The sequence below is a fragment of the Thermomicrobium sp. CFH 73360 genome (genome assembly GCF_023806465.1).
Classification (GTDB): Bacteria; Chloroflexota; Chloroflexia; order Thermomicrobiales; family Thermomicrobiaceae; genus Thermomicrobium.
Map to the genome: position 1 here is coordinate 494,991 of NZ_JAMSLS010000002.1, position 20,886 is coordinate 515,876.

General features: G+C 61.4%; 19 protein-coding genes and 1 tRNA gene. 6 read left to right on the forward strand and 14 right to left on the reverse strand.

Translation table 11 applies throughout. The annotated features are described in order from the left end of the window. Positions 1–151 precede the first annotated feature (151 nt). Positions 152–337 carry a hypothetical protein gene (locus tag NET03_RS05560; RefSeq protein WP_252127908.1) on the reverse strand — a complete coding sequence of 62 codons (186 nt, stop codon included), beginning with the start codon at positions 335–337 and terminating at the stop codon, positions 152–154. A gap of 67 nt (positions 338–404) precedes the next feature. Further along, complete coding sequence (locus tag NET03_RS05565) at positions 405–1,367, reverse strand: LLM class flavin-dependent oxidoreductase (RefSeq protein WP_252127909.1); 963 nt, start codon at positions 1,365–1,367, stop codon at positions 405–407. Between the two features lie 172 nt (positions 1,368–1,539). Here NET03_RS05565 and NET03_RS05570 point away from each other — a divergent pair, with 172 nt between their 5' ends. After that, positions 1,540–2,646: a class II histone deacetylase gene (locus NET03_RS05570; protein ID WP_252127910.1), complete on the forward strand. Its 1,107-nt coding sequence runs from the start codon at positions 1,540–1,542 to the stop codon at positions 2,644–2,646. 107 nt (positions 2,647–2,753) lie between these two features. Then, the gene (gene uvrB, locus NET03_RS05575) at positions 2,754–4,760 is read left to right on the forward strand and encodes an excinuclease ABC subunit UvrB (protein ID WP_252127911.1); all 2,007 of its coding nucleotides are present in this window, start codon (positions 2,754–2,756) and stop codon (positions 4,758–4,760) included. Positions 4,761–5,132: 372 nt separating this feature from the next. Here the strand turns inward: uvrB and NET03_RS05580 are convergent, their stop codons facing one another. Together NET03_RS05580 and NET03_RS05585 are read right to left on the reverse strand one after the other, a co-directional pair. Next, positions 5,133–5,816: a response regulator gene (locus tag NET03_RS05580; RefSeq protein WP_252127912.1), complete on the reverse strand. Its 684-nt coding sequence runs from the start codon at positions 5,814–5,816 to the stop codon at positions 5,133–5,135. Then, positions 5,794–7,215, reverse strand: a complete 1,422-nt coding sequence (locus tag NET03_RS05585) for a GAF domain-containing sensor histidine kinase (RefSeq protein ID WP_252127913.1) — start codon at positions 7,213–7,215, stop codon at positions 5,794–5,796. Before NET03_RS05585 ends, NET03_RS05580 begins: the two co-directional genes overlap by 23 nt. A 344-nt stretch (positions 7,216–7,559) precedes the next feature. On the opposite strand from NET03_RS05585, the gene erpA reads away from it, so the two are divergent. Then, on the forward strand, positions 7,560–7,943 hold the full coding sequence (gene erpA, locus NET03_RS05590) for an iron-sulfur cluster insertion protein ErpA (RefSeq protein WP_252127914.1): 384 nt from the start codon (positions 7,560–7,562) through the stop codon (positions 7,941–7,943). 87 nt (positions 7,944–8,030) lie between these two features. Continuing rightward, positions 8,031–8,116: transfer RNA gene (locus NET03_RS05595), tRNA-Leu, on the forward strand. A 534-nt stretch (positions 8,117–8,650) separates the two neighbouring features. Here NET03_RS05595 and dnaK read toward each other — a convergent pair. From dnaK to prfB, 5 genes are all read right to left on the reverse strand, one after another. Further along, positions 8,651–10,555 carry a molecular chaperone DnaK gene (dnaK, locus tag NET03_RS05600; protein WP_252127915.1) on the reverse strand — a complete coding sequence of 635 codons (1,905 nt, stop codon included), beginning with the start codon at positions 10,553–10,555 and terminating at the stop codon, positions 8,651–8,653. Positions 10,556–10,557: 2 nt separating this feature from the next. Beyond that, positions 10,558–11,202: a nucleotide exchange factor GrpE gene (locus tag NET03_RS05605; RefSeq protein ID WP_252127916.1), complete on the reverse strand. Its 645-nt coding sequence runs from the start codon at positions 11,200–11,202 to the stop codon at positions 10,558–10,560. Further along, positions 11,199–12,248, reverse strand: a complete 1,050-nt coding sequence (gene hrcA / locus NET03_RS05610) for a heat-inducible transcriptional repressor HrcA (protein WP_252127917.1) — start codon at positions 12,246–12,248, stop codon at positions 11,199–11,201. Before hrcA ends, NET03_RS05605 begins: the two co-directional genes overlap by 4 nt. Before the next feature lie 510 nt (positions 12,249–12,758). Continuing rightward, positions 12,759–13,928: a peptidase MA family metallohydrolase gene (locus NET03_RS05615; protein WP_252127918.1), complete on the reverse strand. Its 1,170-nt coding sequence runs from the start codon at positions 13,926–13,928 to the stop codon at positions 12,759–12,761. A 4-nt stretch (positions 13,929–13,932) separates the two neighbouring features. Then, positions 13,933–15,058, reverse strand: a protein-coding gene (gene prfB, locus NET03_RS05620) for a peptide chain release factor 2 (protein WP_252127919.1) whose coding sequence is annotated in 2 segments (ribosomal slippage) — positions 13,933–14,988 and positions 14,990–15,058 — 1,125 coding nt in all. Because the reading frame shifts where the segments join, the coding sequence is not laid out codon by codon here. A 188-nt stretch (positions 15,059–15,246) separates the two neighbouring features. On the opposite strand from prfB, the gene NET03_RS05625 reads away from it, so the two are divergent. Together NET03_RS05625 and NET03_RS05630 are read left to right on the forward strand one after the other, a co-directional pair. Then, complete coding sequence (locus NET03_RS05625) at positions 15,247–15,687, forward strand: RrF2 family transcriptional regulator (RefSeq protein ID WP_252127920.1); 441 nt, start codon at positions 15,247–15,249, stop codon at positions 15,685–15,687. Positions 15,688–15,724: 37 nt separating this feature from the next. Beyond that, on the forward strand, positions 15,725–16,897 hold the full coding sequence (locus tag NET03_RS05630; RefSeq protein ID WP_252127921.1) for a cysteine desulfurase family protein: 1,173 nt from the start codon (positions 15,725–15,727) through the stop codon (positions 16,895–16,897). On the opposite strand, the gene scpB is transcribed toward NET03_RS05630, so the two are convergent. From scpB to NET03_RS05655, 5 genes are read right to left on the reverse strand one after another with little or no spacing between them, the layout of a single operon-like run. Beyond that, positions 16,894–17,433 (reverse strand): SMC-Scp complex subunit ScpB, encoded by a 540-nt coding sequence (scpB, locus tag NET03_RS05635; protein ID WP_252127922.1) that lies wholly within the window; start codon positions 17,431–17,433, stop codon positions 16,894–16,896. The genes NET03_RS05630 and scpB overlap by 4 nt on opposite strands. Next, on the reverse strand, positions 17,426–18,094 hold the full coding sequence (locus tag NET03_RS05640; RefSeq protein WP_252127923.1) for a segregation and condensation protein A: 669 nt from the start codon (positions 18,092–18,094) through the stop codon (positions 17,426–17,428). Before NET03_RS05640 ends, scpB begins: the two co-directional genes overlap by 8 nt. A gap of 57 nt (positions 18,095–18,151) precedes the next feature. Further along, positions 18,152–18,796: a site-2 protease family protein gene (locus tag NET03_RS05645; RefSeq protein ID WP_252127924.1), complete on the reverse strand. Its 645-nt coding sequence runs from the start codon at positions 18,794–18,796 to the stop codon at positions 18,152–18,154. 6 nt (positions 18,797–18,802) lie between these two features. Next, the gene (locus NET03_RS05650) at positions 18,803–19,837 is read right to left on the reverse strand and encodes an ABC transporter ATP-binding protein (RefSeq protein WP_286207153.1); all 1,035 of its coding nucleotides are present in this window, start codon (positions 19,835–19,837) and stop codon (positions 18,803–18,805) included. Beyond that, positions 19,827–20,852: an ABC transporter ATP-binding protein gene (locus NET03_RS05655; RefSeq protein WP_252127925.1), complete on the reverse strand. Its 1,026-nt coding sequence runs from the start codon at positions 20,850–20,852 to the stop codon at positions 19,827–19,829. Before NET03_RS05655 ends, NET03_RS05650 begins: the two co-directional genes overlap by 11 nt. Between the last annotated feature and the right edge of the window lie 34 nt (positions 20,853–20,886).

Consider the following 20,886-nt stretch of genomic DNA (forward strand, 5'->3'; position numbering starts at 1 on the left):
AACTCAGCACTGCGCCAATGACTAGACCAGATGGGGGGAGGAAGACCAAGCATGACCCACCCCGCGTTCGGTCACGGCATCGCTGGAAAACGACGAAAGCCGGCTGAGGTCCCCCAGCCGGCCAACACGCCAGACGCGTGCACCCGTGCTGTCACCCGAAGAGGCCGACGAGGATCATCACCACCGCCATGACGACGATCACCGCAATCGCGACCCACCCGATCATCGCCAGACGCGGCAGCCCCAAACGACGTGCTCGCACCGCCCCAGGAACGCTCCAGAGCGCTGCGAACAGCGCCAGAATCCCCATCGACACCATTGCTGGGTTGTCCGCCATGACCGTGCTCCCCTCCCGTCCGCGGCCACAACGCTACGCTTATCGTACCGCAGCGTGTGCATGCGCGTCACTCGCTCCAGCCGAAGCGCCGGTCGAGTGCAGCAAGCACACTGGCGAGGGCTGCCTCTTCCGCCAAATGGTCGTTCACCGGAATCAGCATAGTCAGGAGTTCATCGATCTCGCTCTCCAGCAGACGCGCCAGCCGCTCACCGACCGCGTCTTGATCTCCCCAGACGACAAGGTGCTCCAGCAACGCGTCGCTTGGCACACTATTCTCGAGTGGGAAACCAGCCGTGGCGAACATTTCGGCATAGAACGGCATGCGACCGTAGAGACCGACGACCGGTCGCGCCTTCTCGCGCATCGTGCCGACGTCAGTCGTCATCACCACGGGCACGTGCACCACGAGGCGCGGCCGGCGACTGCGCCCAGCTGCCTGCGCTCCCGCCTCGAGTGCCGGCACAGCCTGCTGGTGGATGTAGTGTGGGGGGCACATCCAGGAGAGCACGCCATCCGCAATCTCACCGGCCAAGTGAAACGCCTTCGGCCGTAACGCCGACGTGTAGATCGGAACAGGCGCCTTCTCGGGAAGCCGTTGTCGGACACGGAAGAATTCGCCCTGGAAATCGACCTGCCCCTCCCATAACAACGCCCGGACGATCGTGACATATTCGCGGAGATGCGAGAGTGGACGAACCATCGGGATACCAAGTGACCCCTCGATGATCGGCCGATGGCTCGGACCAAGTCCAAGGCGCACACGTCCGGGCGCTAACTGATGCACCGCAAGTGTCTGTTGTGCCGTTACGAAGGGATGTCTCGGGTAGGTCGGAATAATCCCTGTGCCCAGCACAATCCGCTCCGACTGCACCGCTGCTGCCGCGTAGACAGTGAGCGCATCGATCGTCCGACCACCAGTCACTGTCCAGAGAGCTGGGACACCGGCAGCCTCCAGACGACGGACCGCTGATAACGCTCCAACAGCACTGCTTCGATCAGGCTGATCAATCCCGACACGCGGCCAGGCCATGCTCCAGCGCCTCCTTCCCCGCTTGCGGATCCTCACGCACGTTCTGCCCGCGCCAGTCTAACATGTGCGCTGTGGTGTGGGCGCCAGTGCAGGGATTGCCCGTGCCTTCTCGTTCGGTCATCATCAGAAGCGAGAGGCAGTTACAACCGACAAAACAAGGAGCACAAAAGACATGCGGACAGCGTACTGCTATGACGAGCGATTTCTCCAGCACGAGACTGGCCTCGACGGGCACCGTCTGCCCGACGGTGCCATTCTTGAGCCGATTGAGCACCCATCCAGCGCACGGATCATCCGGCGTACCGCACAGCTCATCGCCAGTTCGGGCCTGCTCACGGACGCACTCATCGTTCCCGCCCGTCCGGCAACAGAGGCTGAACTCACTGCGTATCACACCCCGGAATACATTGCTCATGTCCAGCGCGTCACTGCTGAGGGTGGTGGCTGGCTCGACCCCGAGACCCCGGTCGCCCCTGGCTCGTGGGATGCTGCGCTGCTGGCGGCTGGGGCAGCCATCGAACTCACCAACGCCGTCCTGGACGACCACGCACGTCATGCGTTCGGACTTCTCCGCCCTCCGGGACACCACGCGATGCGGGCACAAGGCATGGGCTTCTGCGTCTTCAACAACGTGGTGATCGCGGTGCGCCATGCCCAGCGCCGAGGTATCCAGCGCGTCATGGTACTCGACTGGGACGTCCATCACGGGAACGGCACGCAGGACGCCTTTTGGGACGACCCATCAGTCTTGTTCGTCTCGCTCCATCAAGAGAACTGGTATCCAGAGGGATGGGGCGCGGTCGACCATGTCGGTGGCCCGGGTGCAGAGGGAACAACCGTCAACATCCCACTCCCACCCGGCACTGGAAACCGGGGTTATCTCCTCGCGCTGGAGCGTGTTGTCCTACCAATCGCCCGGGAGTTCCGTCCCGAGATGGTCTTCGTCTCGGCTGGGCAGGACGCGAGCATGGATGACCCGCTGGGACGCATGCTGGTCACGATGAGTGGGTACCGACGGATGAGTGAGCTGGTTCGAGAACTTGCCGAGTCAGTCTGCGGTGGACGGCTGGTTGTCCTGATGGAGGGTGGGTACTCGCTCCGCTACGTCCCGTACTGCACCCTGGCAATCCTCGAGGGCATCATGGGGCAGCAGAGTGGCATCCCTGATCCCCACGAGGGGACAAGTGAATTGGCACAAGCCGAGCGAGAGTTCCGCCCTGACCAAGAGTCAGCCATCGAGACAGCACGGCAGGTACTCAGCCGTTATTGGGACCTGTAAACAACCGAGCACACTCGGCCACAGCGAAACGCGAGCACATCCAGCAGCCCGAGAGCCCGACGGGGTATACTCGGTCGCTGCACGACGCGCTGTCGGGACAAGAGAGCATGTCAGAGTTTCGACTCGTTACGCCATTTCAACCGACCGGAGATCAGCCCCAGGCGATCGAGAAGCTCGTCGAAGGGTTGAAGCGTAGCTACCGGCATCAAACGCTGCTCGGCGTGACTGGCAGCGGGAAGACGTTCACCATGGCCAGCGTCATCGCTGCCGTGCAACGCCCAACGCTTGTGCTTGCACCGAACAAGACACTTGCTGCGCAGCTCTATGCCGAGTTCCGGGAGTTCTTTCCCCACAACGCCGTCGAGTATTTCGTCAGCTATTACGACTACTATCAGCCCGAGGCCTACGTACCCCAGACCGATACCTACATCGAAAAGGAGACCGAAATCAACGACGAGATCGACCGGCTCCGCCTGGCAGCAACGCGCGCTGTCCGCACCCGCCGCGACGTCGTTATTGTCGCAAGTGTCTCCTGCATCTATGGCATTGGCTCGCCGGAAGAGTGGGACAAAGCGATCTTGGCACTTCGGCGTGGCCAGACGGTGCGCCGCGACCGGATTCTTCGCCATCTCGTTGACCTCCAATACGACCGGAACGACGTGACCCTCGTCCGCGGCACGTTCCGAGCACGCGGTGACGTGATCGAGGTCTTCCCGGCTTACGAGGAGTTCGCCGTCCGCATCGAGCTCTGGGGCGATGAGGTAGAGCGGATCCTCGAGTTCGATCCCTTAACCGGTGAAGTTCTGGCAACGCGCGAACTCATCGAGATCTTCCCTGCGAAGCACTGGGTCACCAGCGGCGAGCGACTTGAGGCAGCGATCCGCAGCATTGAGGCAGAGCTTGAGGAACGACTGGCCGAGTTCCGCGCCCAGGGCAAGCTGCTCGAGGCGCAACGCCTCGAGCAACGAACGCGCTATGACATCGAGATGTTGCGAGAGGTCGGCTATTGCAGCGGCATCGAAAATTACTCGCGTCACCTTTCTGGTCGTAAGCCAGGTGAGCCCCCCTGGACACTTCTTGACTACTTCCCCCAAGACTTCCTCATGTTCATCGATGAGTCGCATCTCGCAATCCCGCAGGTGCGCGGCATGTACCACGGTGATCGCTCACGCAAGGACGTCTTAATCGAGTACGGTTTTCGGCTCCCCTCGGCACGCGACAACCGCCCGCTGACCTTTGAGGAGTTCCTCGAGCGGATCAACCAAGTCATCTATGTCTCAGCAACCCCAGGTCCCTGGGAACTCCAAGTCAGCGAGCAAGTCGTGGAACAGGTCATCCGACCGACTGGCCTGCTCGACCCGGAGATCAGTGTCCGTCCGACAAAAGGACAAATCGACGATCTCCTCCACGAGATCCGCCAGCGTGTCGCCCGCGGTGAGCGCGCGCTCGTGACGACGCTCACCAAGAAGATGGCCGAGGATCTTGCTGATTATCTCAAGGAGATCGGCATCCGAACCCACTATCTCCACAGCGAAATCGACACCATCGAACGGGTTGAAATCCTGCGCGACTTGCGTCTCGGGGTCTACGACGTGGTCGTTGGCATCAACTTGTTGCGCGAAGGGCTGGATTTACCCGAAGTCTCGCTGGTCGCTATCCTCGATGCCGACAAGGAAGGGTATCTACGCTCTGAAAGCGCACTGATCCAGATGATCGGGCGTGCCGCACGGCACGTGAACGGCTTCGTCATCATGTACGCAGACACCGTGACCGAGTCGATGCGACGTGCGATCGAGGAAACCTATCGGCGCCGCAAGATTCAGATCGAGTACAACGAGCGGCATGGCATCCAACCGCGCAGTATCGTCAAGCAGGTCCGGGACCTCACCGATCGGATCCGACAAGCAGCGGAAGAACGCGCACCGTACTATGCCGAGCCGACAGCACCGCATGCGGGTGTCCTGGGCGAGCTATCCCCTGACGAACTTGCACGCCTCATTCGTGACCTCGAGCGACAGATGAAGGAAGCCGCCAAGCAGCTTGAGTTCGAGAAGGCGGCTCTTCTGCGCGATCAGATCTTCGAGTTGCGCCGGCTCCAGGAAGTTCTTCGCTGAGCTACTGGGACACGACGGCGCAGAAGGAGCCGTGCATCACCCACCGTGATCAGCCACAGGCTGCACGCTGCGCAATCGAATCCCTGACCTCTCGCCGGTTGCTCGCACCTGCAGCGCGTCCAGCGAACCATGGTCATGGGCGGACATATGCAGCGTCGTGACGACGTGTTCACCCGTGAGAACGGTTTCGTTGCCGGATCTCTTCCGGAATGCCTGCGCTGGAGCTCGAAGAGGCGAATGCACTCGGAGCATACTGCGTGCCCCGGCTTGTGGCGCCTCGAGAAAAACAGCCCACACAGCAGGGGCCGCATCGCCTCCCCGGGCGCAAGAGGGAAACCGCTCCCGAGTACGCCAGACATGAGTCTCCATGCATCAGAAATGCGCTGCGTTCACACGTTCATCGGGCGGGTCATCGTTCGGACGCGCACGGACGAGCCCGGTCCGCAAGGCATAGGCAATCACCTGCGCACGGTTCTCAAGGTGGAGCTTCGCCATGATATTTCGAAGATGATACTTCACCGTATTTTCGCTAATAAAGAGTCGATCAGCGAGTTCTCGGTTCGAAGTGATGCCCTGCACGAGTAGCTCGAGGATGTCACGTTCCCGCTCGGTCAGCGAGAACTCCTCACGTCGTCTCGACTCGCCGCGACTCAGCTCTTGCAAGACACGTCGAGCCAAATGCGGGGTCAGCACCGGTTGGCCTGATTGCACCGCTTCAAGAGCCCGGAAGAACTCCTCGGTCTCCAGATTCTTCAAAAGATACCCATATGCACCGGACTTGATCGCCTCGAAGAGATCAGCCTCGTCATCAGAGGCCGTGAGAATAACAACTTTGACCTCCGGCAGCTCAGTCGTCAGAATACGCGTCGCGCTGAGTCCATCGACCTCCGGCATCGTCAAATCCATAAGGACGATATCCGGTCGCAATTGCCGAGTGAGTTCCACCGCCTCGCGGCCATTCCCAGCCTCACCGACAACGGTGACTCCGCGGGCCTCTAAGAGACTCCGCAAACCATCGCGGAACAAGGCGTGATCATCGACAATCAAGACGCGCATGCTCTCCCCCGTCAACCCCAGCGGGCACGATCCCAAGTGGAATGGTCGCTTCGATGCTCGTCCCATTCCCAGGCCGAGAACTGATTGTCAAGGAACCGCCGACAGCCTCAGCCCGCTCACGCATCGTCGCAAGACCGAAACGCGGGAAATTCGCACGTTCCAGCGCGGTCGGATCAAAGCCGACACCATTGTCCTCGACCCTGACCTGGAGCACACTGTCGACTCGCGTCATCGTCACCGTAACGTGCGTCGCCCGTGCATGCTTCCGCACGTTCGCAAGCGCCTCTTGAACGATGCGCAAGAGCTGGAGCTCTGCCATCGGTTGCAGTCCACGCAGGACCTCGTCGGAAGGCTCAACAACCAGCGTCGCGGCGATCCCACTCTGATCCTGCCAGCGCTCAAGATACGTCCGGAGTGTCTCTAACAGCGTTCGGTTTGGCGCGAGACCCGTCCGCAGACCCAGGATCGCCTCTCGCACGTCCGCGTACGCGTCCCGCGCTGCCTGTTCGAGCTGCCGGAGGTGTCGCTCCGCATCGGCAAGCCGCTCTGGTTGACGGAGCAACTCGCGCAGCGCCGACGCCTTGGTGATCACATACCCAAGCACTTGCGCCAGGCTGTCATGCATCTCCCGCGCGATCCGTTCACGCTCCGCAGTGACAGCAAGACTTGTTAGACGTCGGTGCAAGTGCGCATTTGTGATCACTAGTGCCGCCTGGGTGGCAAACCGCTCAAGTCGAGAGCGATCCTGCTCATCGAACGGGCAACCATCCTCGCGATCAGCGAGGTAAAGACCACCGACGATTCCTTCACCCGAACGGATTGGCACACCCAGCAAACTTCGCATCACCACATGATCGCGCGGATACCGTCGCTCGCCTGGATACCGCTCGAGATCGGCGATGCAAAGCGTCCGTCCCTCGCACAGCACTTGATCGAGAATCCCGTGACTACTCGTCTCCTCGATCTCACACGCTGCAGTACGGGGATAGCCTGAGGTGAACAACGTTCGTAGACCGTGGTCATCCCGGAGAATGAGCAATCCGTACCGTGCACCGACCAAGCGACGCGCTTGGTCGACAACACGCTGCAAAACGACCGACAAATCGAGATCGGCGGTTATGGCAAGTCCGGCTTCGTGGAGCGCCACCAACTCAGCATGCTGAGCGAGGAGCTGTCGGTGTAACTGGCCAACCAACCGAAAGATCCAGTCCGCAAACCCGGCCACGCCGAGCACCGCAAGTGTTCCGGTCAAGACCCAGGTCCACGTCACCCCGAAGATCGGCACCAGTCCATGCCCGAGGATGACGAGCGCTGCGAGGAAGCCGAGGGGCAGGACTATCCCGAGCCGCTTGAGTCGGCGGAGTGATCGATTGAGTGTCCTCTCCAGCTGACCGGACATCAATATCCTCGATATGCCTCGCATTCCTACGAATTGAGGATAGCAGGTTTAGGATTCCCGTGACCGCAAGCTTGCTGTCCCTCCACTGATCAGGCGTGGGCACCTCGTTGCGTTGGCCCGCTGGTCGCGTTCCGCTTCCCTGCTCGCCAACGCCACATCGATATCGGCGGCGTACTGTTGGTTGCCACACGACACCTCTGCGGTCCGACGCGTGGCCATTGATGAACGCTCTGCGATAGTAGCCTCGCCAGCACGCTACACTTCTCCTTGACAACTGGGCAGCGTAGGGTAAGATCAAAAACAGGACGGTTGTGAAATCGCGCGGCGAAAGTGGAGTGAGGACGATGCAGCAGACAACGCTCATCACGATGACGTCTGAGGCGGTGCGCCGCTTGAAGGAGTTTATGGAAGAGCAGGGGATGCCAGACGCGTATCTCCGCGTTTTTGTCGCGCCCGGTGGCTGCTCCGGCCTGCAGTACGGGATGGCGCTCGAGGAATCCGCGGAGGAAGACGACTTCACCTTCGAAATCGAAGGTGTTCGCGTGATTGTTGATCCTTTTAGCGCCAGCTATCTGGAAGGCGCCGAGATCGACTATGTGAACAGCTTGATGGGCGGCGGATTCACTGTCCACAACCCAAACGCCGTCGCCACCTGTGCTTGTGGTCACAGCTTCGATGCCGGTGGCAACGCGGGCACGGCACAAGGCTGCGGCTGTGGCGGCTGGTGACCCCCTCCGCAAGACTGCTGAAAGGGCAACCGACACGGCAGCCATCAAGCGTGGCTGCCGTTATACTATCTGTGGGCACTGCCCTTCGGGGGAATGCCGGAACTGGCAGACGGGCGTGACTTAGGATCACGTGCCGAAGAGGCGTGTGGGTTCGAGTCCCACTTCCCCCACCACAAGAAAGAAGCTCAGTTCTGGCGCACAGCGCTGAGCAACGGGCACACAGCTTTGGCTCGGTACCAGGGCGCTTCCGCGCACGTTGTAGTGTTGCTCACTTTCAACGCCTGAGGACAGAGCACGGCAAACCCTGCCTACGCTGGAGTGACAGTCGATGCACGCGTCACTCCTCGTCCGTGCCGCGCACGCATCTTTCATCCTCATTCGTTACAGCACACCTGTCCGGCGGCTGCAGTGTTCCACATGGCGCCGCTTCGGATGCGTCCCCTTAGCCGAGTCAAGAGAACTCTCCGCTCACCAATCGAGACGGCGATAACAGATACGAACTGAACAGCGTTAATGACGCGCGCCGTCCGACGATCGCCATGCAGATCGGGGGGCGGGCTCGCAAAACGTCGGCTGGACGGCCCATTCGCACTCTCGAGCAGAAACGAGCAAGAAGAACGTGGATTCTTGCGGCATTGCAAAGATGAGCGAGCCGACCGGTGCATACACCGGTCGGCTCATCCCGTGTTGCGCAGGTGAGCACCGCCTTACACCTCGCGGTACTCCCCCTCGACCGTCTCTTCGCCCGTGGCGCCACCAGCCCGCCCACCGCCGTCCCGCCCGGTGCTGGTGGTCGTCGCACCAGCCTGCTCGTACATGCGGGCGCCAACCTGCGAGAGCGTGCGCGCCAACTCGTCATAGGCCGGGCGGAGCCGCGCCGTATTCATCGGATCCCGCTCGATGATCTCGCGGGCCACCTGCATCTTGTTCTCCAGGTCGAGCTTGAGGTCGGACGGAATCCGATCGGAGAACTCACGCAGCGTCTTCTCCGCCTGGTAGAGCAGCGCCTCGGCCTGATTGCGGAGCTCGATCGCCTCCCGCTTGCGGCGATCTTCCTCCGCATGCGCTTCGGCCTCGCGGATCATGCGCTGGATCTCTTCTTCGGTCAGACCAGTGGATGCCGTGATCGTGATCTTCTGCTCACGCCCAGTCGCCAGGTCCCGTGCCGAGACGGTGAGGATGCCGTTCGCGTCGATGTCGAACGTCACCTCGATCTTCGGTACGCCGCGCGGCGCCGGTGGGATACCGTCCAGGATGAAGCGACCGAGCGTCTTGTTGTCCGCAGCCATTGGCCGTTCACCCTGCACCACGTGAATCTCGACCTGCGTCTGGTTATCAGACGCCGTGGTGAAGATCTGGCTCTTCCGCGTCGGGATCGTCGTGTTGCGCGGGATGATCGGCGTCGCGACGCCACCGAGTGTCTCGATTGCCAGGGTTAGCGGCGTCACGTCCAGGAGCAGAACTTCCTTCACCTCACCGGCGAGCACGCCTGCCTGAATTGCCGCACCGATGGCCACAACTTCGTCCGGATTGATCCCCTTGTGCGGCTCCTTGCCGAAGAACTCCTGCACCTTCCGCTGAATAAGCGGCATCCGGGTCTGGCCACCGACAAGCACCACCTCGTCAACCTCCCGTGGCGACAGCCCCGCATCCTTGAGCGCCTGCTCCATCGGCGGGATCGTCTTCTCCACCAGGTCAGCGACGAGCTGCTCCAGCTTCGAGCGGGTGAGTGTCTTCACCAGGTGCTTGGGCCCGGTCGCGTCGGCCGTGATGAACGGCAGGTTAATCTCCGTTTGCTGGACACTGGAGAGCTCAATCTTCGCCTTCTCTGCCGCCTCCTTCAAGCGCTGCAGCGCCATGCGGTCGTTGCGGAGATCGATCCCGGTCTCCCGCTTGAACTCGTCGCAGAGCCAATCGATGATCCGCTGGTCGAAGTCGTCCCCGCCCAGGTGCGTATCACCATTGGTCGCCAGAACCTGGAAGACCCCCTCTGAGATATCGAGGATGGAGATATCGTAAGTCCCGCCACCCAGGTCGTAGACTGCGACTTTTTCCTCGCCCTTCTTATCGAGCCCGTATGCCAGCGCCGAGGCTGTCGGCTCGTTGATGATCCGCAGCACCTCCAGCCCCGCGATCCGACCGGCGTCCTTGGTTGCGTTGCGCTGGCTGTCGTCGAAGTAGGCTGGAACGGTGATGACCGCCTTATCGACTGGCTCGCCCAGGTACGCCTCGGCGTCCTGCTTCAGCTTCTGCAGGATCATGGCCGAGATCTCCTGTGGCGTGTACCAGCGGTCACCCATCTTGACCTCAACACCGCCGTTCTGGGCACGGCGCACCTGGTATGGCACCAGCTTGATCGTCCGCTGCACTTCTGGGTCATCAAACCGCCGACCCATGAAGCGCTTGATCGAGTAAATCGTGTTCTCCGGGTTAGTGATCGCCTGTCGCTTGGCGAAGCGACCGACCAACCGCTCACCGCTCGCGGTCACCGCGACCACCGACGGCGTGAGTCGTTCTCCCTCCGCATTGGGGATCACGACCGGTTCGCCACCCTCGATGACCGCCATCACCGAGTTCGTCGTACCAAGGTCGATTCCGATGACGCGTCCCATGGTTACTCCTCACCTCGCTTTCGCTCGTTCGTTGGTGTCTCGCTTTCCGGTGCGGTCCCCCGACGCTCAACCCGTACGAGCGCAGGGCGCAGAACACGTCCACGCAGGCGATAACCGCGCCGGATTTCTTCGATGACGACGTGATGCGGCCCTTCGCCGCTCACCGCAACGGCCTCATGTTCCTCCGGTGTGAAGGGCTTCCCAACCACCTCGATCGGCGCAACACCCTCGCTTTCTAGGACGGCCCAGAGCTTCCGCTCAATCAGGAGCAGCCCCTGCACCCATGGACTGTCCTTCGCCTCTTCTGGCAAGTGAGCGATCGCCAGGTGGAAGTCATCCAGCACCGGCAGGAGCTTCCGAATAAGTTCCATATGCGCTAGGTGCTTGAACTCCTCCAGCTCTTGTTCGACCCGGCGCTTGTAGTTCAGGAATTCAGCTCTGGCTCGTCGCGCCTGATCGAGATACTCCTCAGCGAGCTGCTTAAGGTGCTCGTTCTCCAGACGCAACGCCTCGAGCTCATCAGTGGGAACCGGCGGTGGTTGGATCTCTTCCGGCGTCGCAATCTCGCTTGGCACCGGAACCGGCTCTTCCACTGAATGTGCCCCCCCTGCCTGCTCGACGTGTTCTGGCTGCTCGTTCACTGTCATCGCACTCCCTCCCACTCCGGCTCACCGGAGAGTTCGCCCATCAACTCGGAGATGACCGAGGATAAGAAACGAACCGCCGCGATCGCCCGCGCGTAGGCCATCCGTTGTGGTCCGAGGACTCCCAGCCAGCCCGTGACGTCTGCTCCCGAGCGATAGGACGAAAGGACAAGGCTGAAAGGCCGGAGTTCGCGCAAAGCCAGATCCGAACCGATCAGCACCCGAACACCTTCACTCGGGTCAAGCCGAGGCAGCAGCCAGGTCAATAGCATGCCGCCTCGCAGCACCTCGAGCAGCACGTGCGCGAGCTGGGCCTGAGCGAACTCTGGTTGCCGGACGACGTATTCTAAGCCTTCCGCGTAGAGTTCCGAACGCTGTTGCTGTTCGATGAAGCGCAGCGCCTCCGCAATGCGACGCAATACCAGCGCTGCCAGCGGTTCGGCACCACTTGCCCGCCGCTCGATCGCCTGACGATCCAGCCAGCGCAGCTCTGGGTTCAGCACGCGACTCAGCGCGCTCAATCGCTCTTGCTCGAGCGGTTCAGCGAGATCGAGCAGCGACTGGTGAATCGCTCCTGACTGCGTCACCAGGACGAGCAGCACGACACGCGGGCGCAGGCTAATCAACTCGAAATGCCGCAACCGCTCCACGCGCGCCCGCGGTGGCGTCACCAGCCCGACGTTTCCGCTCGTATCCGCCAGGACCGAGGCAGCCAACTTGAGCCAACTCGGCACCTGCTGCTCCACCTGCCGGAACTGGTGCCGAATCGTGAGCTGCTCTTCCGGCGTGAGCTCGCCTTCCTCCATGAGATACTGCACGTAGAAGCGCAGTCCGTGCTCGGTCGGCACCCGTCCGGCTGACGTATGTGGCTGCCTCAGGAAGTCGAGCGCCTCGAGCACGCTCATGTCGTTCCGGACAGTCGCTGGGCTCACGCCTAAGGAAACCCGCTCCAGCAACGCCTTCGAACCAACCGCTCGCCCGGAGCGAAGGTACTCCTCCACCACGTGACGCAAGATTTGGCGCTGTCGCTCTGTCAACTGCACGCTCATCGTATCCCCGTGCTTAGCACTCGTCCTCCTCGAGTGCTAGCCTACGGCAAGGATAGGCCTTGCTACAGCTCATGTCAAGGTTCTGGTGAACCACAGGAATCTCACACGCATCGCTCGCTGCCAAAGACGACGGCACTATCACTGCGCACTTCCATCGAGCGACGCGCCGCGGCATGGACGAGGCTCTTGGTGGATAAGCCGGACGGGAAGGTGACGCGTGCCGTGCCTCGAAAGGCCACAGCAGCTGCACGAAGAGACACTGCGCAAGCCCACCCGCCATCGGACGCGGCGCGAGTCTGCCGCATGAGCCAGCGCGGCAAGGATGGTATCGCTCTCGAGAAGCCTTCTCCCACTCATAACCGCCAGAAGCCGTACCCCTCGACCAGGATGAACAGCATGCTACTCGCTCTCCCTCGTCTGCGAAACGTTACTCGCCCTCCTCTCCCACGCACCAGGAAGAGCACGAGCCGCATCAGGAGTGGCCATCCGAACGCAGAGTCGCTTGGGGTATCACCAGCTTCCCCGACTACCACGCCAGAGCGCGACAACCGCTGCCAGTGCAGCTACGCCCAGGACAATAGCCGCTGCCGCCCGGCTCCCTTGCTGCGTGGCGGCACGTTCGGCGAGCCACGCTTTCCACGATTGATCGAGCTCATCGACGCCGAGTCCAAGGCTCCGCTCCAGTGCTTCGTCGTCCGTCACCCCCTCGCGATAGGCAGCGAGGAGACGCGCAACTCCCTCCTCGCCGTACGTCGCGACAAGGTATTCCACGACGCTCCGGCTCGCTGCGTAGCCGAGAAGTGCCGTTTCTGGATCGGCGCCGAAACCGGAGCCAAGTGCCCGCAGGGAAGGGAGCTTACCCGAGCGACGAGCTTGCTCGAGCACTGCATCCAAGCGCGGATCATCCGCCATCTGATACCTAGTCGCCAGTCCTTCATCGAGCCAGGCTGGTGGGGTCGTGAACGGATTGTCAGTCGCCCGCGCGATGACGAGATGAAGAACCTCGTGGCTTAAGATGCGCGCAAGTTCCTCCTCTGCCCCGATCCCAGGCGCAATGCCAGCCAAGACGAGCCAGTACTCGGGAAGTGCGAGACCCCCGATCCACTCCTCGCTCTGCAGCGGTAAGGCACTCCGGAGTGCCTCCGGAGAAGGGTACAGGAGCACACGAACTGGCCTCTCCAGCTCGACCCCAAACCGTTGGCTGAAGTCAGTGATCGAGCCAGTGGTGATCGTCAGCGCCTGCTCAAGATACCGTTCATCGGTAACAGCACTGTAGAGCTCCACCGGACCACTCACGCGCTGCACCCACTGGTACCGATCGTCCAGATAGCGCAACGTGCGAGCAGGCGAGTCAACCCAACTCCCGTCGGCGAATACCACGCGCCAGCGATAGGTAAGGTCGATTCCCGGCGGGAGATAGTTCACGCGCATATCGCGCTCATAGCGTACAGAGAGCGCTGGAGCAGGCGTGATGTGTGGCCGGGCGACGAAGGTTACGGCACCGAGCAGAGGGCGATAACGGAGTTCGACCCGTTGGATGGGCTGAGTCGCCTGGACCTCGAGGGTAAAAACAATGCGCTCGGGAAAGTCGACGGCCGCAGCGAGGTCGTGGAACTGGACACTCGCTGCGGCCTGAGTCGGCTGCACCGGGAAGACTGTGAGCACGAGCAACGCGAGCACGAGCTTAGTTGCCGCTCGCGTTACCTGTTTCCTCGCTCTCGGCAGCCTGCTGGTGCAGGTATGCCTCGATGAACGAATCGATTTCACCTTCCAGTACCGCCTGGATATTCGGCGTGCTGACCTCCGTCCGGTGGTCGGTAACCATTGTATACGGGTGCAGCACATAGGATCGGATGCGATTACCCCAGCCTGTAACAACCGGCTTCCCCTTGAGGCGGGCTTGCTCCTCCTGACGCTGACGGATCTTCAGCTCGAGAAGGCGCGCCTTCAGAATTTTCATCGCCGTCTCGCGGTTCTGGATCTGCGATCGCTCGTTCTGACATGTCACGACAATACCAGTCGGCAGGTGTGTGATACGCACCGCAGACTCCGTCTTGTTGACATGCTGCCCACCGTGGCCAGAGGCACGGAAGGTATCGATCCGGATGTCCTCGTCGCGAATCTCAACGTCATCGTCCTCTTCGACGAGCGGCAAGACCTCCACGAGGGCAAACGACGTATGGCGCCGGTGCGCAGCATCGAAGGGCGACAGGCGCACCAGTCGGTGCGTCCCAGCCTCACCTTTCAAGTACCCATACGCGTATGGCCCGCGCACCTCGACCGTCGCGCTCTTGATCCCGGCCTCTTCCCCTTCAAGCAGGTCAACAACCTCTGCGGCGAATCCGGCCCGCTGCGCCCAACGAAGGTACATCCGCAAGAGCATCTCTGCCCAGTCCTGGGCGTCCACGCCACCAGTACCGGCATGGATTGCGAGGATAGCGTCATGTCCATCATACTGGCCGTTCAAGAGCAGACGAAGTTCAAGCTGCCGGACGCGCTCTGCAAGCTCCGCGGCCTCACGTTCGACTTCGCTCGCCAGCTCGAGATCTTCGCTGGCAAGGGGACGGAACTCCAGGAGCTCGCGCGCTTGCTGTGAGAGCGTCTCCCATTCCGTAACCAGTTCACGCAGCTGACTCAGACGACGCAGAAGCTGCTGTGCACGCGGCGGATCCTGCCAGAGTTCGGGATCGGCAGTCTCGTGCTCAAGCTGTTCGATCTGCTGGCGCTTGCCGGGCAGGTCAAAGACGCACCCCAATTCGGTCAAGTCGCTCGACCAGCTCTTCCAAATCGATAAGCATCGGCTGTACCATCGTCCACCACCTCCCACGGAAAAAGCGGCTGACCCTGCGGTCAGCCTCCGCTACAGTATAGCAGAAACACCTTCCAGTTGACGAATCCCGATCGCTGCGGTAAGGTAAAGGCGCGGGGCGAGAATGATTCTCAGCTGCGAGCAAGTTGCAGATCGTCCCCGCCTTTCGCCAGCGATAGGACACGAACCATGAAGGTCTCAACGCGCGGTGAGTACGGGCTCCGAGCGATGGTCTCGCTGGCACGGATGTACGGGCGCGGGCCAATGCCTTTGAGTGTGATCGCACAAGACTCGGCTGTCCCACTCGCATACCTCGAGCAGCTGATGCTGCCGCTGCGCCGAGCGGGACTGGTTATCTCCACTCGCGGCGCACATGGTGGCTATCAGCTCGCAAGACCACCGGAACAGGTGAAAGTGGGCGAGATCTACCGGGTCATGGAAGGACCAATCGCACCGATGGACTGCGTCCGCGAGGACGCCGACGAGGACACGTGCCCAATGATCGATGGCTGTGCCACCCGAGTCGTCTGGCTGAAGCTCCGCGATAGCATCATCGAGGTACTCGATTCGACTACCCTTGCGGATCTCATCGCCCAAGCGCCACGGCCGCGTGCCGAGCAGCCGGCGTGACCCGCTCGCTCGGTCGTCTTGCACGACGGAGGAACGAGTGAATCGAACGGAGATCTATCTCGACCACGCTGCGACGACGCCGGTCGATCCACGCGTGCTCGAGGCGATGTTGCCGTATTTCAGCGACCGCTACGGCAATCCCTCGAGCATCTATGCGCTTGGCCGTGAGGCGCGCGCAGCGCTTGACCAGGCGCGTGCCCGAATCTCGCGGCTCCTCAACTGCCAGGCACGCGAAATTATCTTCACGAGCGGAGGAACTGAAAGCGACAATCTCGCCCTCAAGGGCGTCGCATTCTGGCATCTTCTGCATGGGCGTGGACGCCATATCGTCACGACAGCATTCGAGCACCACGCGGTGCTCCACAGCGCCGAGTATTTGGAGCGATTCGGCTTTGAGGTCACCTACGTCCGACCAGACCGGCACGGGATTGTTCACCCGGAGTTCATCGAGGCAGCGTTGCGACCAGATACGATCCTCGTCTCGGTCATGTATGCCAACAACGAAATCGGCACCATCCAGCCGATCGCTGAGATCGCCCGGCTGTGTCGGGAACGCGGCATTACCTTCCACACTGACGCGGTGCAAGCTGCCGGCACCCTGCCGCTGGATGTTGAGGCACTGGGAGTTGATCTTCTTTCTGTGAGTGCGCACAAGTTCTACGGGCCGAAGGGGGTTGGGTTCCTCTATGTCCGCACCGGAACACCAATCCTCTGGCAACAGCATGGTGGTGCGCAGGAGAGCAACCGGCGAGCCGGTACCGAGAACGTCCCCGGCATCGTTGGGATGGCACGTGCCCTTGAACTGGCATCCGAGGAGCTCGAAGAACGAAACGCGCACATCCTGGCGCTACGCGAGCAACTCATTGATGGCATCCTGAGCCGAATTCCCGGTGCACAGCTCAACGGCCATCGGGAGCAGCGCCTTTCGAACAATGTCAACGTGACCTTTGAGGGTGTTGACGGGGAAACTTTGCTCCTCAACCTCGACCTGCATGGAATCGCCGCCTCCTCCGGTTCCGCTTGCACCACCGGCTCGACCGAACCGAGTCATGTCTTGCTTGCGATTGGGCTCACACCAGAGCAGGCGCGGAGCAGTGTCCGCCTAACCCTCGGCAAGGACAACACAGCCAGCGAGATCGAACGCACACTCGACGTCCTCGAGGAGACAGTCACTCACCTACGCAAGCTTGCCCGAACTCGCGCTCGTTAATGTGTGCTCTGTTTGGCCAGGAGGAGTTCACGGAGTTCAGCCGGCAGCGGCGGCAAGGCGGCCAGATTGGCAAGGCCGAACCGTTCAAGAAAGAATGTCGTCGTCCCATACTCGACCGGTTGGCCAGGCCCTGATCGCCGTCCGATCGGCTCGGCCAGTCCGTGCGCGAGCAAGGTTTGGAGCGCTGTGCTGCAGTCAACACCGCGGATCGCCTCGATCTCGGCACGTGTCACCGGCTGAAGATAGGCAATGATGGCGAGCGTCTCGAGTGCAGCTGCTGAGAGGCGACTTGACTCATTCCCGAGGAAGCGAGTGATCAGCGGCCCGACTTCTGGGAGCGTCGCAAGTTGCACCTGATCCCCATGCCGGAGGAGGATGAGCCCAATAGTCCGTGCACGGCGCTCGAGTTCTCCAAGGAGTGGCTCCAATTCCTCTGGCGTAATCTCCAAGAGTGCAGCCAGCCGCTCGCGCGCCACTGGCCCACCCGCCGCAAAGAGCACTGCACCAAGCGCGGCGATCCGATCACGCTCAACCATTCGGCGCGCGCTCCTTCCGCCATACCCAAATCTCGCCGAACGGCTCACGTTGCTCGAGCTCGACAAGTCGCCGGCGGACGAGCGTCAAAAGCGCCAACACGCCAACAACGACCTCGCTTCGCGTCGGTCGTTCACCAAGCAGTGTGCGGAAGGCGCAACGTCCCACGAGGCGTGCCCGCAATCGTTCGATCATTGTCGTCAGTGAGACTACCGCTCTCCAGCGCACTGTGGCGACAGGGCGCTGCCGTCGCACCCAGCGCTGCAAGGCTTGCAGAAGTTTTTCAGGGCATCCTTCAGGAACAGCTGCCCGCACACGGGGCTGCGGCGGACGAGACCAGGAACGGAGGCCTGCTTCATCGCGCGCCCGTAGCCAGTTCGCGACCTCACGGAATACCTGGTACCGCTGGAGATCCCGAACCAGCGGGTCCTCCACATCCTCCGGCGAGTCCGGTCGAGGCAAGAGTGCGCGTGCCTTCAGTGCAGCCAGGCGACTTGCAACGACCAAGAAATCAGCGAGCAATTCCGGCTGTGCCTCTTCAAGCGGTTCCAACGCCGCGAGGAACTGTTCCGTCACCGCACGAAGTGAGACCGTGGTAATGGGAAGCTGCCGTGCTTCGACCAGTTGGAGTAAGAGATCAAGCGGTCCGGAAAACTCTCCCACGGTGACGGGTACGTTGCGCAGGCAAGTGGAGAGGACTATTGCGCGCATGTCCACGGCCTAGAGCGGCGATTCTCCAACGATCAGGCGAAAGAGGAGACGATAGACCGGCACATACATCGCCGCGAGAATGCTTCCACCCAGGCTACCAAACACGATCAGTACAAGGAGAATCCCTACTCCGTACCGCTCCAGCGGTGCTAAGACCGGGTACCAGAACGCCGGCAAGATCCCGAGGAGGATCTTGAGCCCATCCAATGGCGGGATCGGGATCAAGTTAAAGGCAGCGAGTAGGAGATTCACGAGCACGAGTCGTTGGACGAATGTTGTCACCACCTCAGGAGCAGCCGGTAGTCCAAGCCGGTACGGCAGCGCAAAAGCAAGTGCCACGATCACATTCGAGAGGGGGCCGGCCAACGCAGTGAGTGCCATCCCCCGGTGCCCCCAGCGGAGCCGGTTTGGATTCACCGGCACCGGCCTCCCCCAGCCAATCCCGAAGCCTAAGAAGACAATCATAAGGAGGCCAATCGACCCGATCGGGTCAAGGTGTGCGAGAGGGTTCAGTGTCACCCGGCCGAGCCGCGCAGCTGTATCGTCACCCAGTCGCAGCGCCGTCCAGGCATGCGCGAACTCGTGGATCGTTATGGCAACCACGAAGGCGAGGAGCGTGGCCAGAATGGTTTCCGCATCGAATCGTCCAAGCACGGCAGGTTACGGCGTGCAGCCGGGATAGAGGTGGCAGGCCACATAGTGCCCGCCGCCCTGATCGACGAAACGCGGCTCGACCTTGGCACACACATCCATCGCGTATGGGCAACGCGTGTGGAAGCGGCAACCAGCCGGTGGGTTGATCGGACTGGGCACATCCCCCGTCAGGATGATCCGTTCGCGCTTCTTCTCAATCTTCGGATCGGGGATTGGCACGGCACTCAAGAGTGCCTTCGTGTAGGGATGGAGCGGATCATCGTACAGTGCGTTGCGATCGGCCAGCTCAACAATCTTGCCGAGATACATCACAGCCACACGGTCAGAGATGTGGCGCACCACACTGAGGTCGTGCGCGATGAAGAGGTAAGTCAAGTGGAACTTCTCTTGGAGTTCCTCCAGGAGATTGATGATCTGAGCCTGAATCGAAACATCGAGTGCGGACACCGGCTCGTCAGCGACAATGAATTCCGGGTTTGCCGCGAGCGCGCGGGCGATTCCGATCCGCTGCCGCTGCCCGCCAGAGAACTCGTGCGGATAGCGGTTGGCAAAGTACGGGTTGAGACCGACAACCTCAAGGAGTTCCTGCACCCGCTGGTTCCGCTGTTCCTTGGGCACCAGCTTGTGAATCTGCATGGGCTCCGCGATGATACTCCCAACCGTCATACGTGGGTTCAGCGATGCATAGGGATCCTGGAAGATCATCTGCATATGCCGCCGCATCTTGCGCATCTCACCCGGCGGCAGCTTCGTGAGATCGACCCCGTTGAAGAGCACCTGTCCAGCGGTCGGCTTATAGAGCTGCAGGATCGCCCGCCCGGTCGTGCTCTTCCCACAACCGCTCTCACCCACGAGACCAAGGGTCTCGCCCCGGTAGATCCGGAAAGAGATATCGTCAACCGCTTTCACCCAGCCCACACGCCGTTGCAAGATGATGCCCCGGGTAAGCGGGAAATACATCTTGAGGTTACGGACGTCGAGCAGCACTTCCCGCTGCTGCGGACCAGTCGTCGTCGTTGCTGGCCGGAGTTCAGTTGCCATCGTCAGCCCTCACCTCTCCATAGCGCCGTGGGCCGGCGAGCGAGACCTCGTCCCAGTACCAGCAGGCAGAACGGTGAACCGGATTCACCTCGAAAAGTGGGGGATTCTTCTCACTGCACTTTTCACGCGCAAAGTCGCACCTGGGGACGAACGGACACATGTCTGGCAAGTCAATCAGATCCGGCGGGAGCCCGCGGATCGGATTGAGCCGCTCCTTCCGCGGCGCATCGAGACGCGGGATAGAGTTCAGCAGCCCGACGGTATAGGGGTGCTTCGGATTCTCGAACAGCTCCTCAGTCGGCGCTGTCTCCACGATATGCCCCGCGTACATCACGTGGATCCGGTCGGTCATTCCCGCGACCACCCCAAGATCATGGGTAATGAGGATCAGCGCCGTGTTGTGCTCCCGCTGGAGGGTTCGGATAAGGTCGAGGATCTGCGCCTGAATCGTCACGTCGAGCGCTGTCGTCGGCTCGTCGGCGATCAGGAGCGAGGGGTTGCAAGAAAGTGCCATCGCGATCATCACTCGTTGGCGCATCCCACCGGAGAACTGATGCGGGTACTGATCGACCCGTTGCTCGGCGTTCGGGATCCCAACCATCTTCAGAAGCTCGATGGCCCGCTGTCGCGCTTGCTGCTTGCTCATCCCAAGATGGAGCTCGAGCGCCTCACTGATCTGCCGGTTGATCGTCAGCACCGGATTGAGCGATGTCATTGGATCCTGGAAGATCATCGCGATCTTCCGGCCACGGATCGAGCGAACCTCATCGTCGCTCATTTTCAAGATATCGTCACCCTCGAACAAGATCTCGCCGCTGACAATCTTCCCCGGTGGGCTTGGGATGAGCCGCATGATCGAGAGCGCGGTAATACTCTTCCCGCACCCACTCTCACCCACCAACCCAAGCGTCTCTCCCGGCATCAAATGGAAGGAGACCCCATCGACCGCCTTCACGACACCATCTTGCGTAAAGAACTGGGTGCGGAGATCACGCACCTCGAGCAGCGGTTCCATTGCGCCTCCTTCATCCCCTTCGCCCGCTGGTCGA

What these genes read in the sequence shown, in the direction of transcription:
- NET03_RS05560 (WP_252127908.1), bottom strand. Translation starts at nt 337, where the DNA reads ATGGCGGACAACCCAGCAATGGTGTCGATGGGGATTCTGGCGCTGTTC.
- NET03_RS05565 (WP_252127909.1), bottom strand. Translation starts at nt 1,367, where the DNA reads ATGGCCTGGCCGCGTGTCGGGATTGATCAGCCTGATCGAAGCAGTGCT.
- NET03_RS05570 (WP_252127910.1), top strand. Translation starts at nt 1,540, where the DNA reads ATGCGGACAGCGTACTGCTATGACGAGCGATTTCTCCAGCACGAGACT.
- uvrB (WP_252127911.1), top strand. Translation starts at nt 2,754, where the DNA reads ATGTCAGAGTTTCGACTCGTTACGCCATTTCAACCGACCGGAGATCAG.
- NET03_RS05580 (WP_252127912.1), bottom strand. Translation starts at nt 5,816, where the DNA reads ATGCGCGTCTTGATTGTCGATGATCACGCCTTGTTCCGCGATGGTTTG.
- NET03_RS05585 (WP_252127913.1), bottom strand. Translation starts at nt 7,215, where the DNA reads ATGTCCGGTCAGCTGGAGAGGACACTCAATCGATCACTCCGCCGACTC.
- erpA (WP_252127914.1), top strand. Translation starts at nt 7,560, where the DNA reads ATGCAGCAGACAACGCTCATCACGATGACGTCTGAGGCGGTGCGCCGC.
- dnaK (WP_252127915.1), bottom strand. Translation starts at nt 10,555, where the DNA reads ATGGGACGCGTCATCGGAATCGACCTTGGTACGACGAACTCGGTGATG.
- NET03_RS05605 (WP_252127916.1), bottom strand. Translation starts at nt 11,202, where the DNA reads ATGACAGTGAACGAGCAGCCAGAACACGTCGAGCAGGCAGGGGGGGCA.
- hrcA (WP_252127917.1), bottom strand. Translation starts at nt 12,248, where the DNA reads ATGAGCGTGCAGTTGACAGAGCGACAGCGCCAAATCTTGCGTCACGTG.
- NET03_RS05625 (WP_252127920.1), top strand. Translation starts at nt 15,247, where the DNA reads ATGAAGGTCTCAACGCGCGGTGAGTACGGGCTCCGAGCGATGGTCTCG.
- scpB (WP_252127922.1), bottom strand. Translation starts at nt 17,433, where the DNA reads ATGGTTGAGCGTGATCGGATCGCCGCGCTTGGTGCAGTGCTCTTTGCG.
- NET03_RS05650 (WP_286207153.1), bottom strand. Translation starts at nt 19,837, where the DNA reads ATGGCAACTGAACTCCGGCCAGCAACGACGACGACTGGTCCGCAGCAG.
- NET03_RS05655 (WP_252127925.1), bottom strand. Translation starts at nt 20,852, where the DNA reads ATGGAACCGCTGCTCGAGGTGCGTGATCTCCGCACCCAGTTCTTTACG.